Source organism: Parabacteroides distasonis, from assembly GCF_004793765.1.
In the GTDB taxonomy this organism is placed as follows: Bacteria; Bacteroidota; Bacteroidia; order Bacteroidales; family Tannerellaceae; genus Parabacteroides; species Parabacteroides distasonis_A.
In genome coordinates, this window is record NZ_SRYM01000005.1 from 1 (window position 1) to 15134 (window position 15134).

At 46.6% G+C, this 15134-nt stretch carries 10 protein-coding genes, 1 tRNA gene and 1 other RNA gene; 3 read left to right on the plus strand and 9 right to left on the minus strand.

The genetic code is table 11. The annotated features are described in order from the left end of the window. Positions 1 to 827: 827 nt before the first annotated feature. From E5342_RS02590 to E5342_RS02605, 4 genes are all read right to left on the minus strand, one after another. The gene (locus E5342_RS02590; protein WP_135958761.1) at positions 828 to 2405 is read right to left on the minus strand and encodes a sulfatase family protein; all 1578 of its coding nucleotides are present in this window, start codon (positions 2403 to 2405) and stop codon (positions 828 to 830) included. 116 nt (positions 2406 to 2521) lie between these two features. Continuing rightward, positions 2522 to 3994, minus strand: a complete 1473-nt coding sequence (locus E5342_RS02595; RefSeq protein WP_121736483.1) for a glycoside hydrolase family 125 protein — start codon at positions 3992 to 3994, stop codon at positions 2522 to 2524. 107 nt (positions 3995 to 4101) lie between these two features. Next, positions 4102 to 4962 (minus strand): sigma-70 family RNA polymerase sigma factor, encoded by an 861-nt coding sequence (locus E5342_RS02600; protein WP_121736482.1) that lies wholly within the window; start codon positions 4960 to 4962, stop codon positions 4102 to 4104. Between the two features lie 138 nt (positions 4963 to 5100). Next, a complete protein-coding gene (locus E5342_RS02605) occupies positions 5101 to 6627 on the minus strand; it encodes a Do family serine endopeptidase (RefSeq protein WP_135958762.1) in 1527 nt (508 codons plus the stop codon). Positions 6628 to 7013: 386 nt separating this feature from the next. Between E5342_RS02605 and rnpB the strand changes: the two genes are divergently transcribed. The 3 genes from rnpB (at position 7014) to E5342_RS02620 (ending at position 10150) form a co-directional block, all read left to right on the plus strand. Beyond that, positions 7014 to 7368: RNase P RNA component class A (rnpB, locus tag E5342_RS02610), an RNA gene on the plus strand. Positions 7369 to 7398: 30 nt separating this feature from the next. Continuing rightward, complete coding sequence (locus E5342_RS02615; protein ID WP_121736480.1) at positions 7399 to 8769, plus strand: YihY/virulence factor BrkB family protein; 1371 nt, start codon at positions 7399 to 7401, stop codon at positions 8767 to 8769. 25 nt (positions 8770 to 8794) lie between these two features. Further along, positions 8795 to 10150 carry an MATE family efflux transporter gene (locus E5342_RS02620; RefSeq protein WP_135958763.1) on the plus strand — a complete coding sequence of 452 codons (1356 nt, stop codon included), beginning with the start codon at positions 8795 to 8797 and terminating at the stop codon, positions 10148 to 10150. Between the two features lie 98 nt (positions 10151 to 10248). Here E5342_RS02620 and E5342_RS02625 read toward each other — a convergent pair. The 5 genes from E5342_RS02625 to E5342_RS02645 form a co-directional block, all read right to left on the minus strand. Continuing rightward, positions 10249 to 10320 (minus strand) — tRNA-Met (locus tag E5342_RS02625). 146 nt (positions 10321 to 10466) lie between these two features. Next, positions 10467 to 10784: a chaperone modulator CbpM gene (locus tag E5342_RS02630; protein ID WP_121736478.1), complete on the minus strand. Its 318-nt coding sequence runs from the start codon at positions 10782 to 10784 to the stop codon at positions 10467 to 10469. A 13-nt stretch (positions 10785 to 10797) separates the two neighbouring features. Continuing rightward, a complete protein-coding gene (locus E5342_RS02635) occupies positions 10798 to 11661 on the minus strand; it encodes a DnaJ C-terminal domain-containing protein (protein ID WP_121736477.1) in 864 nt (287 codons plus the stop codon). A 198-nt stretch (positions 11662 to 11859) separates the two neighbouring features. Further along, on the minus strand, positions 11860 to 12462 hold the full coding sequence (locus tag E5342_RS02640; protein WP_121736476.1) for a riboflavin synthase: 603 nt from the start codon (positions 12460 to 12462) through the stop codon (positions 11860 to 11862). A 336-nt stretch (positions 12463 to 12798) separates the two neighbouring features. Beyond that, positions 12799 to 15126 (minus strand): ABC transporter permease, encoded by a 2328-nt coding sequence (locus E5342_RS02645; protein WP_121736475.1) that lies wholly within the window; start codon positions 15124 to 15126, stop codon positions 12799 to 12801. Between the last annotated feature and the right edge of the window lie 8 nt (positions 15127 to 15134).

The window sequence follows — 15134 nt, forward strand, 5'->3', positions numbered from 1 at the left end:
AATTGTTTCTTTTATCCTCGCCCCGGAATCCGTATATCGTAGTCCAAAGTCATACTTCTTTGACGGTATCGATCCGGAAAAATTCCTTTTCCTAATACTTGTACTACTTGTTGAATTATGTAAGTCTCTCAAAGAACTCTCTCTCGCTATCGTTTCTCGATTGCGGCCGCAAAGGTAAGGACTTTTTCTTAACCTCCAAATTTTTCGGTGAAAAATTTTCAAGTTTTTTCTCAAGCCGATCTCCGGGCGGTTGGAAATTATCGCTTGGCCCAGCCAACCTCATCCCCTACCCAAGGATACCTCCACGTTTCCATCATTCCTGAAGCGCCGTTCTCTCTCGAATGCGGGTGCAAAAGTAATGCTATAAAACATAAACTCCAAACTTTTCCGGCATTATTTTTCAAGGTTTCACGATCCCCTTTTCCCCCCACACGCACAAGTACATATTAATACAGTTCCTCATGATCGCTCCGTCCGCCTCGGGTAAAGACATCATGTCGTGGCTACGCAAGTTCTTCGAGGCTATCCATCCCGCATAACAAGCATAAAGGGATTCATTTGAAACCTATATAATGTGCGCATCGTGTGTGTGAAGAAAAAGGTTTCATGAAACCTTAAAACTTGAAACCTGCCTATAGTCATTTTTTAATTCGATACACGCATAAGCAAAGAAGAGCCATACGATAGACTTAATTCCTTCGAGCCAATGACTTAAATCAAAGAGCACAAAGACTCAGCTTCTCACCCACTAAGCTCCAAGTCCTTTATGTACCTTAATCCACAACTAATTAAAAAATCTGATAACAGAACACGAATCTCCGCTCTCATCAGTCCGACACATTGAAGCGTATTCCCACAGAGTCGTCATATTGTTTTTGCAGCTTATAAAGCTCGTCTCGCATGCGTTTCGTCACTGCCTCGTAACTGGGCTTACCGTAAAGGTTATTCATCTCGTGGGGATCTTCTTGGAGGTCGTAAAGCTCCCATACGTCGATGTCGTTGTAGAAATGGATCAATTTATAACGATCGTCACGTACGCCGTAATGACGCTTCACGGAATGCTCGGCGGGATACTCATAGTAATGATAGTAAAGGGAGTTACGCCAGTTCTCCAGCCGCTCGCCTTTCAGCAAGGGAAACAAGGACTCGCCTTGGATGTCGGCTGGAATGGGGGCTCCGGCCAGTTCCAAAAAAGTGGGGGCGTAATCAATATTCTGCACGAGCTGCGGGATATCGCCCTTCTTGCCACCCGGCAAACGCATCAGCAACGGGGTGCGGAAGGATTCCTCATACATGAAGCGCTTGTCGAACCAGCCATGCTCGCCCATGTAGAAGCCTTGGTCGGAGGTGTAGACGATCAACGTGTTATCCAGCAAATCGTTCTTCTCCAGATAATCAAGCACGATACCGATGTTCCGATCCACGGAATGGATCACCCGAAGGTAATCGTGCATATAACGCTGGTATTTCCACTCGGCCAGCTCCTTACCCGTGCGTTTCTTCGCCTTGAAGTCTTGGATGATCGGATCGTAATAGGCGTCCCAAGCGGCTTTCTGATCCGGATTCATGCGATTATAAAGCTCACGGCCATACTTCTCCAGATCGGCGTTGGAAGAATGGATCTTGTTCTCCTTATCGGCCATTTTCAAGTCGTATACGATATCCATATCCTTGATGATGCTCATCTCCTGCTCCGAGGCAGCGATGCGGCCGGCGTAATCATCGTAGAAATTCTCGGGCAGCGGAAAGGTCACATCGTCGTAAAGACGCAGGTCGCAGGTATCGGGCATCCAAGTACGGTGCGGGGCCTTATGGTGCAGCAGGAGGCAGAATGGCTTGCTCTTGTCTCGTTTATTGTCCAGCCAATCAAGAGCCAGATCGGTCGTGATGTTCGTGGCGTACCCTTCGATCTGACGCTTCTCGCCGTTATCGATGAAGATGGGGTTATAGTAATCGCCTTGGCCTACGAGGATGTTCCAGTAATCGAAACCGGTAGGATCGGAGGTGAGGTGCCATTTGCCGATCATGGCGGTTTGGTAACCAGCTTTACGCAATAGCTTCGGGAAGGTCTGCTGCGAGCCGTCGAAGGTATGGGCATTATCGATGAAGCCGTTCTTGTGGCTGTGCTTGCCGGTCAGCATGCAGGCACGGCTGGGGCCACTGATGGAGTTGGCTACGAAGCTATTGGTGAAACGTACGCCCTCCTTTGCGATGCGGTCGATGTTGGGGGTTTGGATGTATCGCTTGTCGTAGGCGCTGATGGTTTGGAAGGAGTGATCGTCCGTCATAATGTAAAGGATGTTCATGGGCTTGGCGGGCTGCCCAGACGTATTCTCTTTTTGGCTACAGGAGGTGGAGGCTATCACCGCCAGACCTGTCAGAATGAATAGTTGATTTGTTTTCATGTATTCCGCATAGATTTATGTTGTCTTGATTGATTTTGCCTAAATACACTCAGCTACAGACTTGTAGAGACGGGCATGCCTCGTCTCTACAAGTGGTGATATTAACCTTGGTGATATTAGCCGAGGAGGTCTTTCAGCTTGCCTTCGGATTGCAGTTTCACGATCAGCTCGCCAAACAGGGTATTCGCCCAAGCGAACCACGAGCGGGTGTAATCAGAAGGATTGTCCTTATGGAAAGACTCGTGCATGAAACCCGTGCCTCCGTCCGTATCACGAAGCGTCTCGATGCAATACCGGATCTCCTCCTCATCGTTGGAAGTCGTGGCACGCATGATCAAGCTCATCGGCCAAATATAGTTGAAGCCGATATGCGGACCGCCAATACCCTCACCAGCCTTTCCTTTAAAGAAGTAAGGATTGGAAGAGCTCAACACCAAGCGACGGGTATTCTGATAAATCGGGTCGTCCACGTCCACGCACCCCAGGAACGGCAGGGCTAGCAAGCTTGGAACATTAGCATCGTCCATGAAAACACGGCTGCCGTAACCATCCACCTCGAAGGCGTATACCTTACCAAATTCCGGGTGCTCCACGATGGCATATTTCTTCACGGCTTCTTCTACCTCGTTGGCCAACGCCTCGCAACAACTAGCCAAGTCTGTATTATTTCTTACAGCACGAAGAACCTCAGCCACCTGACGAAGTGAGGTGATAGCGAACAAATTCGATGGAACCAAGAAGCCGAACAGAGTAGCGTCGTCAGAAGGACGGAAAGAGGAAACGATCAGACCCACCGGGTTCACCGGGCTACCCCAACCCTCATTCAAGAGAGTATCGCCTTGGCGATCCGTCACCCGAGAGAAACGGTACGGCCCAAGGTTGTCCTTGCGCTGTTGCTCACGGAAGGTACGGTAAACAGCCCCCATCGCCTGCTCCCATTTGCTGTCGAATACGGAGGTATCGCCTACTTCCTTCCAGTAATGGTACGCCAAGCGGATCGGGTAACAAAGCGAGTCAATCTCCCATTTACGCTCGTGAAGCTCTTTCTTCATCTCCGTGCGGTCGCTCTCCCACTCGCTCCCGGTAGGGCCTTCGTTGAAACCGTTAGCGTAGGGATCGATCAGTATGCAAGCAGTCTGGCGATTGATAGCACCGACTAGCATTTGCTGCAAGTCCTTATCCTTCTTCGCCAAGGTGACGAAGGGGTAAACCTGCGCCGAGGAGTCACGCAACCACATGGCATGGATATCTCCGGTGATCACGAACGTATCCGGCTTGCCGTCTACCATCTTGAACTCACAAGTCGTGTCCAAGGTATTCGGATAACAGTTCTCGAACATCCAAGCCAGCTTCGGGTCCTTGATACGGGCCTTGGAAACCTTTAGCAATTCCTCTACCGCCTTGGAGGTAAATTTACGTGCCCCAGGAACTGGGCGCTTGCTAACGTAATCGCCTGTCACCTTAGAGGCGATCGTGCTAAAACTCTTTTTATTGTCGGGCGTACTCACGGAGGAGTATACCTTCTCGCCAACCAACAGGCCGGCCAAGGAAATAGATCCTGTTTTCAAGAAATTACGTCTTGTAGTCATTTATATAGTTTTTATGGTATTATATTCCAGTGGCAAAGTTAAGAAAAAAATAAAGGCTCCCAATCCTTTTCGGACCGGAGCCTTCGCCAATTCAATAATTTCTTAAATTAGCCTAAATACGATTTGAGGAGCTTGCTACGAGTTCCTTGTCTTAATCTTCTGATTGCTTTTTCCTTGATCTGGCGAACACGCTCTCTAGTGAGACCAAATTTATCGCCAATCTCTTCCAATGTCATTTCCTGACAGCCAATACCGAAAAACATCTTGATAATCTCACATTCTCTTTCGGTCAGTGTAGCAAGCGCTCGATCAATTTCCTTAGCCAATGACTCGTTCATTAATGACCGATCCGCAATAGGAGCGTCATCGTTCACAAGCACATCCAAAAGACTATTGTCTTCGCCTTCCACAAACGGGGCATCCACGGAAATATGACGTCCGGACACCTTCAAGGTATCGGAAATCTTATCCACCGGGATATCCAATTCATCGGCAAGTTCCTCTGGAGATGGTTTACGCTCGTTTTCCTGCTCGAACTTAGAGAAAGCCTTGCTGATCTTGTTCAGCGAGCCTACTTGGTTCAACGGAAGACGCACGATTCTTGACTGCTCTGCCAAAGCTTGCAGAATAGATTGGCGAATCCACCATACAGCATAAGAAATGAACTTAAAACCTCTCGTCTCATCGAATTTCTCAGCAGCCTTGATCAAACCCAAGTTACCCTCATTAATAAGGTCGGGCAAACTCAAACCTTGATTCTGATATTGCTTAGCTACAGAAACAACGAAACGGAGATTCGCACGGGTCAATTTCTCTAACGCTCTACGATCTCCTCTTTTGATAGCCTGTGCCAATTCCACTTCCTCTTCTACCGTGATAAGATCTTCTCGACCAATCTCTTGAAGATATTTATCCAACGAAGCACTTTCGCGGTTGGTAATGGACTTTGTGATCTTTAATTGTCTCATTCAATTTGTTTAATTGAGAATACGGGGTGCAAAGATAACCATTTTTATTGAAAGAATTGGCTGGATGCACCCCACATCCAGCCAATTAAAAACCTTTAACAATCTTTTACACCTATAAAACTATAATCCTCGTTTATCTTATTCGGCAAGATCTATCGCATAGTACTTCGTGCGTCCGTTCGGATAGAAGCCTTTAATGAAGAGGCCTTGATCTTCCGTACGTCCTAGAAGTATGCTTTCCACAATCTTTTCCAAGTCTTCCGGAGCAGAGATCTTCTGGTTGTTTACAATCATAATAATGAAACCTTTCTTTATACCAGCGTCTTTCAGCTTGCCGCTGGTCAGACCGGTGACCTCGATACCATAACTAACACCCAACTTACGTTTCTGCTCGTCGTTCAATACCTTGAACGCTGCGCCCATAACCTCTGCGCTATCGCCTCCTTTCACGACCTTGGTGCTACCCTGTGCATTACGAAGTTCAACCGTGAATTTCTTCATGCTACCATTACGGTTGATCGTCAACTCTACCTTATCACCCGGACGGTATTTACTGATCTGCTCTTGCAAAGCGCTAGACGATTTGATCTTCACTCCGTTCACAGCTACGATCACGTCGCCCTTCTCGATTCCTGCTTCCTTAGCGGAGCTACGCTCGGCGAAACCACCTACGTAAGCGCCCTCGAATACTTTCACTTTTTCTTTCTCTGCATCGGGCACGTACTGCGGGTCTTGTATCAATACACCTAATACGGCACGCTGCACGGTTCCAAATTGTTTCAGGTCGTTAGCTACCTTACCGGCGATGCTGATAGGTACAGCGAAAGAGTATCCAGCGAAGTTGCCGGTCTCGGAGTAGATAGCAGTATTAATACCGACCAACTCTCCTTTCGTATTCACCAACGCACCACCACTGTTTCCTGGGTTCACAGCAGCGTCTGTCTGTATAAAGGACTCTATCTTGCTACGATCCTTACCACCGGCACCGATGTTACCACGACTCTTAGCGCTCACAATACCTGCGGTAACAGTAGAGGTCAAGTTAAACGGGTTACCTACCGCCAACACCCACTCACCTACTTTCAATTTCTCAGAATCACCAAAGGGGATCGTAGGCAAGTCGGTTGCCTCGATCTTGAGCAAAGCGATATCTGTTGTCGGATCGGCCCCTATAATCTTTGCAGGGAATTTCCGGTTATCGTTCAATGTAACCTCCAGTTCGTCAGCTCCGTCAATCACGTGGTTATTCGTGATGATATAACCGTCTGTAGAGATAATGACACCCGATCCGGCACCCACACGAGGCTGCTGCTGCTGCGGACGTTGGAACCCTCCACGACCACCGAAGCCGAAAAAATACTCGAACGGATCCATGTATTGCTGACCACCGTTCCCGTTAGAGGCTTGGGCGTTAGTCGTGGCCTTGATATGGACAACCCCGTGGATGGCGCTCTCGGCAGCCGTAGTGAAATCGATATTCTCGGCAGCTACGGTTCCATAATTTGTCAATCGGTACGGTTGCTTGAAGGTATTCTCAACTCCGGATACCAAATCCGCCGGACGTTGATTCTTATTCATCAGGTAAGTACTCGTTCCGATTGCGGCACCAGAACTAATGGCTGCTATTAGAGCTACACCAAGCACATTCTTCCAGATATTTTTCATACTTTTCTTATTTAATTAAACACTTAAATTTAACAGTTTCTTTACGGCAAAGAAAACTCAAAAATTGTGCGGATATTCCATTTCCATCGTATTTTTTATCACTTTTAACTAGGACTTACAAGGGCTTAACCGCACTTAACAGTACTGTGTATTGCAAAGTACCTTTTTAACAATTAAACAGCAGACGAATTGACAGTTGACACATGACAACTGACAGTCGGTTGCCGACAATCTACAATTTCTATTCGTATAAAAAAACACCTTGGGAGCAGAATATGTTTAAGGCTGAAAAAGAAAATGTTATCCTATCTTTCCTTTGCGTCTTCAAAATAATTGTCAACCACCGATCGTCAACTGTCAACTAAAATACCTATCTTTGCCCTATCGCAGTCTGCCGGTCTGTCGCTCACTTTCGGGTGTGAGGAAAGTCCGGGCAACATAGAGCACCATACTTCTTAACGAGAAGCTGTCCGTGAGGGTAGAGTAACGTAACAGAGAATAACCGCCGGCCTCGTCCGGTAAGGGTGAAAAGGTGAGGTAAGAGCTCACCGGATCCCGTAGCGATACGGGATGCCGTACGTCTTATGGGTTGTAAGGTCATGTATACCGGCGCATGTAGGATGGCTCGTCCGATGCCGAGGGGTAGACCGCTAAAGCTTACCGGCAACGGTAAGACAAGATAAATGGCAGACACCTCTTTCCAAAGAGGTACAGGACCCGGCTTATAGGTAGACTGCTTTTTTTATTTGCCAATTAAAATCATGTGCCAATATGCCTAAAAACAAGCCACGGGAAGAAAAGAAGCCTATTGGAGAACGGATCAGCGCATTATTAGCACGAACCATCCGTTTCGTCACTTACGACATTTGGCGGATTACCGAGAATGAAGTGAGTGGGTTGAAGGAGATTTATATCAATATCATCAAAACGATCATACTCGCCGTGCGGGGTTTCCAAAGCGAGAACCTACAAACCAAAGCATCGGCACTCACCTACAGCACATTGTTATCTATCGTACCTTTGTTGGCCGTATTATTAGGTATAGCGAAGGGCTTCGGTTTTCAAGGGACAGTACGGCAGGAGTTGTTCGATTATTTCCCCGGACACGAGATGGAACTGAACAAGGCGTTCGAATTCGTGGAAAGCTATCTGGCGCAAACGCAAGGGGGAGTGATCATCGGGGTTGGTTTGATTTTATTGTTTTATACGGTGATCAACTTGATCTCGTCCGTAGAGGATACGTTTAACGATATCTGGCAGATCCAGAAATCCCGACCGTGGTACCGGAAGATATCCGACTATCTCGCCTTATTCCTCGTGTTGCCAGTGCTAATGACGGCATCCAGCGGTTTATCCATCTTCATGTCTACCTTGCAGAACTCGTTCTTGGGACAATACTTGTTTTTCACGCCACTCATGGAACTATTCTTACATATAGCGCCTTATATTATCACAACATTTGCTTTCACAGGACTGTACGTCTCCCTACCGAATACGAAGGTAAGGTTCATGAACGGGTTGGTGGCAGGCTTTATCGCCGGTTGCGCCTTTCAGTTGTTCCAATTCATTTATATCAGCGGGCAGATTTGGGTGAGCAAGTACAACGCTATTTACGGTAGTTTCGCCGCATTGCCTTTGTTGTTGCTTTGGTTGCAACTTTCTTGGTTGATTTGCTTGTTTGGCGCAGAGCTGTCGTACGCCTCCCAAAATGTGAAGAAATTCAGCTTTGAGAGGGACAGCAAGAATATCAGTCGCCGTTACAAGGATTTCCTTACCTTGCTGATCGCCTCGCTAATCATCAAACGGTTCGTGAAAGGCCCCCCCCCCTATACGGCAGACGAGCTATCCAACGCTTACCGCATTCCTATCCGCATAACGACGCAGATTTTATACCTGCTTACAGAGCTAAATATCATCATTGAGGTGAATTACGGGAATGATGACCGTGTGGCATATTATCAGCCGGCGATCGATGTCAATAAGATCACAGTCAGTTACCTGCTGACTCGCATGGACGAGTATGGTTCTGAGAACTTCAAGATTGACACGAGCCAGCTTTTCTGCAAGGAATGGAAAGCCCTACTAAAGACACGTGAGGACATGATAAAGGCAAACAATAATATCCTGTTGAAGGACCTATAGGGGTCTGAAAATCGAGAGTTGAAAATTGAAAATCAAGACGGGAAATAGGGATTTGACGAGAGGAGCGGTATGGAAGGTGATCCTGCGTTTCGCATTCCCTTTGCTGATCGGTAATCTGCTGCAACAGCTCTATAACGTGACCGACAGCGTCATTGTCGGGCAGTTTCTAGGGAAAGAGGCGTTGGCGGCGGTATCGGCTTCTTTCTTCATCTATTACTTTATTATCTCACTGATAATCGGTATCGGAAGCGGTACATCGGTGGTGATCTCGCAATTTTTCGGGGCGAAGGAGTTCGATAAGGTACAGAAGACCTTCTCCTCTTTCTTTATCTTCATGTTGGTCGCTGGAGTATTGCTGTCCATAGCGGGAATTATTTTCGCCAAGCCGATGTTCAGGTTGACGAATACGCCAGAGGACGTGATCCCACAGTCGGTCGCTTATTTCAGGATCTATGTAGGGGGTACGTTCCTGTTCGTCACTTTCAATAGCATCATCTCCATATTACGGGGTGTCGGGGAGTCCGTGCGTCCTATGCTGTTTATCCTGCTTACCACGATTTTGAATATCGCTTTGGATTTACTCTTCATTGTCGTTTTCAAATGGGGAATTGAGGGAGCGGCACGGGCTACGATAATCGCCCAAGGGAGCGGCATGTGCATGGCCCTAGGCTACGTGAACAACACCCACCCCCTACTCTCTATCAAGAAACAGGATTTATTGTTCGATATGGGATTGTTCAAGGAAGGACTCCGCATCGGGCTTCCCACCAGCGTACAGCAATGCGCCATATCGCTCGGATTGATAGCCTTGCTGGGGATCGTGAACAGTTTCGGCACGGACACGCTCACTGCTTACGGGGCGGCAGGCAAGATCGACACGATCATCATCCAAGCGGTATTGACTCTCTCCGGTGCACTAGCTGCTTTCTGCGGGCAAAACATCGGAGCCGAACACTTGGACCGGGTACGTGACGGGGTACGATTCGCCATGCTTGTCAACCTACTGCTGGGTCTAGCGACCTTCACGGCCATCTATTTCTTCGGGGACAAGATGATGCTGGCTTTCACCAAGGACCCGGAAGTGATCCGGATTGGCAAGGAATATTTATTGATCATGGGAGGATTCTTTGTCATACACGGTGGCTTGAACGTCTTCAATGGGGCATTACGGGGAGCTGGCGATACCCTGTTCCCGATGGCAGTAAGCATCACTTGTCTTTGGCTGATACGCATTCCCCTCGCCTATTGGTTTAGCTCTATCTGGGGACGAAGCGGTATATGGTGGGCCATCGGCTCCAGCCTTTGCATCGGGCTTACAATCACCTATATTTATTATAAATTGGGATTCTGGAAGAGCAAAGGGCCCTTACGGAAGAAATAAGCATAGCTTATTATTCGTTTCCGTTGGGGTCGCATCGCCCGATCACTTGATTGAATAGAGAAAAAGCCCCAGGTCAATAACCAAAGGGCTTTCTTTTGTTGCGGAGGCAAGACTCGAACTTACGACCTTTGGGTTATGAGCCCAACGAGCTACCACTGCTCCACTCCGCGATATAGTCGCTATCATTTCCTGATTGCGAGTGCAAAGGTATATATTATACTCCAGACTTCCAAACTTTTTCAAGAAATATTTCCAATTTGTTTGCATATACCCTTCGCTATCCAGCAGTGAAGCCTTGTTTAACAGCAATTTGACACTAGAAATTTCCGACCGCATCAAAATCGAATGGTTCATATAAATGCAGACGATTTCTCAAAGATTGTATTTCCGCCTGCAAATTCCGCATCCGGTCCAGCATATGATGAATGGCCTCGATTCCCTCGATGTTAATAGACAAGTCGTAATACATACGTGTGTATTGTTCTAGATCAGGAAGTTGGGAAGAGAAGAGATACCTCTCTCCATCCGTAATATTAATGTCAATCAAACCTCCCTCTTCCAGCAAGATGATGAACGAAGGGTCTATATGGCATTTCTGGCAGTATTCACTGACAATAACTAAATCCGTTTGCATAATATACCTGTTTTTAATTTAGACTTTGTATTTCCCTGAACAACTCCTTCTGTTTCTCCGTCAAGTCGGTCGGCACCTCGATCAAGTACGTGACGATCAAATCACCAAACTGTCTCTCCTTCTTGTAAACAGGGAATCCCTTACCTTTCAACCGGACCTTCGTGTTGTTTTGCGTACCCGGTTTTACTTTCAGTTTCACCTTGCTATCCAAGGTATCGATAATCTGCTCGCCACCCAAAACCGCCGTATAGAGGCTCAAGGGAACGGTCAGGTATAGATCATCTCCCACCCGTTTGAAACGGCTGTCGTCTGAGATAATGAACGTAATGTACAAATCCCCGGCAGGACCTCCATTCATCCCCGCCCCGCCTTGGCCTTTCAGCTTAATGGTTTGCCCATTGGCTACGCCAGCGGGAACCGTGATACGCAAGTTATTGCCGTTCACGGTAATCACCTGCTTATGTGTCTTGGCTGCATCCATCAAGGACAAGTGCAATTCGGCCGTGTAATCCTGTCCACGAAACTCATGATTAGAATGATTGCCACCACCCCGGCGGGAACCGAACATAGACTCAAAGAAATCTGAGAAACCGCCACCAAAGCCGCCCCCCTGCTGACCGTACTGCTTCCGTTGAGCCTCGAACTCATCCACATGTTTCCAATTCTCCCCGTACTGGTCGTATTTCTTACGCTTTTCCGGATCGCCAAGCACCTCGTTCGCTTCATTAATCTCCTGAAACTTACGATGGGCGTCGGAATCGTTCGGATTCAAATCAGGGTGATATTTCCGAGCCAACTTTTTATAGGCTTTCTTAATATCATCCTGAGAAGCGTCCTTATTCACCCCCAAAATCTCGTAATAATCGATATAGGCCATAATCTGATATATTTTAGTCTATTTTTCTCATATAATATAACAATAAACATACCAAGAATAGTTTTGGTTAGTAAAAATTCACTTAAAACGTTTTTTTATCGTACACGCACGGAATTAGATTGTTTGTAAATAAAAAAGGCTCTAGCCGAGATCATCAGATACCGCTAAAGCCTTTATGGATAGGAAATTCTTCGAACCTTATTTAAACTGCATCATCTTGCTGATATATTTCCCGACAATATCGAACTCTAAGTTTACGACCGTACCTTTCTCAATCTGGCAAAAGTTCGTGTTATCGTGTGTATAAGGGATGATAGCGACTTGGAAGCTGTTTTGCAGGGAGTTGCATACCGTCAGGCTGACACCGTTCACGCAAACGGAACCTTTCTCCACGGTCATATACCCCTGCCGAGCCATCTCCTTGTCAAAAGCATACTCGAACGTATAGTACCAGCTGCCGTCCACCTCCTTCACCTCTGCGCAAACAGCGGTCTGATCCACGTGTCCCTGTACGATATGCCCGTCCAAACGGCCGTTCATCAACATGCTACGCTCCAAGTTCACCTTATCACCCACTTTCAGGTTCCCGAGGTTCGAACGTTCCAAGGTCTCCTTGATAGCGGTAACCGTATACGTATCTTCCGTCATGCTTACCACCGTAAGGCAAACGCCGTTGTGAGCCACGCTCTGATCTATTTTCAGTTCATTCACGAATGAGCACTTCATCGTCAGATGAAGGTTTCCTTTATCGGATTGGAGGGCTACTACCTGAGCCGCTTCTTCTACAATACCAGAGAACATAATCAAATTATTTTTAGTTCGTACTCCCAAAACTGTTATTTATTCATGGGCAAAGATAACGCCTTTAAGGTAATAAGCCCGATAAAAAGGAAGTTATTAAATGTTTTTAATTTACGATAGAAACCAGACCTTATTCATCGTCCAAAGAGATCAAATCGTAGCATTTGCTTCCCAGATCTAACGGTTCTGCATCTCGTATATCATTATAAACCATTCCTAAACATTCCTTAAAGCCACTTGTTCATAAATAGATTATCCTAAAATAAACATAGATCTTATGGAATAAAGGCCTTATTTTTAAACAAGTGTTATTACCTTTTATGATATGCTTAACAATCAAAACCTCTGCCTAAAGCTATCCACCGGATTCGACGTGGCAGCCCGGTAGCTCTGAAAAAAGACAGAGACAAACGAGATCACGAGGCAGAATAAACCGGCGGCGATAAATATCAGCGGACTTAAACTGATACGGTATGAATAATCGGACAGCCAATCCCGCATGAAATATATAATAATCGGTACGGCAATCACGAAAGCGATCAGCACATAGTTCAAGAACGTGAATACGAGCTTAACCAATATCTCCCGATTGCTGGAACCAAATACCTTTCGTACGGATACCTCCTGCGAACGCTGTTGGATAAAATAAGTGGACATTGCCAATAAGCCTAGCAAAGAAATAAGGATAGCAATTACTGAGAATATGATTACGATCTTTGCCAAACGGATTTGCGAGTCGAATGATTTTTGTAAACGCTCATCCATGAAGAAAGCCTCAAACTCAAGTCCGGTCACTTTCTCATACACTTTACCGATAGCCTCCTTTGCGGCGAAAGGATCACCTTGTGTCTCGATCAAGATCATCCAAGGATCTTCATTATCTTTCAAGAAACGGAACATGACGGGGTTCATCCCTGTCGTCACATTTCCAAAGCAATAGAAATCCCGGACGATACCCGCTATCGCTATCGGCCTTTCGTGCCTATCCAACATAAAAGAGGTCGCATCCTCCGATAAGTTCATCTCACGCATCGCTTGCTCGTTTAGGAACCAGCCCTCTGTCGTTAAATGGTTATCACGCAAAATCTCCAATCCCAGCATATCGTAACAATCCTTATCCATAACGAATTGCTGGAAAGATATATTTTGCCCCTGATAAGTAGAAGTCCAGTTATTACTACCGAATAAAGGCAATCCTTGAGTCTTCCCGACCCTATCTACGCACGACAAGCCTTTCAGCTCACCGACAAAAGCAGACAACAGCCTTCCGTCTACCGAGTTCATGGCCAACAAATTCTTCGTATTATATCCCACAGGAGCGTTGATCATATGAACAATCTGGCTAACCATCACGATAGAGGCTGCGATCATCGTGATCGTGATCACATTCTGGAATACGATAAAGAACTTGCTGAATACCATTTTCGTCTTAGCCCGGAACGTACCCCTTACCACCTCGATCGGTTTAGAAGAAGAAATAATGATAGCGGGCAGCAAGCCGGATAAAACTCCCACGACAACCGTTAATGAAACCAGAGCCAATAGCCAGACAGCTCTACCCAATACATTCATATCGACACGTGTCTGCAATAAATCATTGACAAACGGCACGACCGCCAGCGCAAGGAGAACCCCGATAATCAAAGAAATAAACGTAAGTAAAGTGGACTCCAGCATCAAACGCATGAATAACTCACCCCGTGAAGATCCCAAAAGGCGCCGGGTAGCCATCTCCTTCGCCCTGAAACCTGCTTGGGCAACCGTCAAGTTAATATAATTGATAACCGCAAAAATCAAGATAAGAAGACCTACGGACATTAGCACGATCACGAAACGCCAATCTCCCTTTCGCAAAGAAGAGTAAGAAGCGGCTTTCGCAAAATACTGCTCACTAAGTGGCAATATGCGTACCTCTTTTGCCGTCCCATATTGATACGGCCAATAAAACGACTTGAACCAATTGGCCATATCCTCCGCACGAGAAGGGAAATCACTACCCTCACGCACCAAGACAAAAGCCGATGTACTTCCGGCATTCCCCAATTGATCCGGAGCCAACGACCAGTTCAAATACCGGACCTGCTCCCAACGCACGATCACATCGGCTTCGGGAATAGAGGAATGAAGTAAATCCTCCACCACCCCGTTTATAGTAGCCGATATGGTATCGCCCACCACCAACTGCCGTCCCATCGGATCATCCGTTCCGAACATCTTACGGGCGAACGAAGAGGAGACCACCGCATAGTTCCCGGCGGCCAACGCTTGCTCACGAGTGCCTTGTAGCAACCGGAAATCAAAGAAATCGAAGAACGTAGAGTCTGCGAACATCACGTTTGCCTTCAGTTTCCGATCACCGGAAACGGTAACGATGCCGCCAAAATTACCCGCCACTACCGGACAAACTTTCTCTACCTCCGGATAGCGTTCCTTGATCTTATAAGGAATGGCGGCTCCGGTAGCCATCCAATTCTCATTCCCGACCAGATAGATACGATCCGCCTTGGTATGGAATTTATCAGTCGACATCTCCTGTACCGTATAGACCGCTATCAATAACACAAACATCAACGATACGGACAAACCAAACACGTCTATCAGCGTATAAGCCTTATTCCTTCCGAGAAACTTAAAGAAGGACTTAAAGTTCAATAAATTATTCATGAATTATA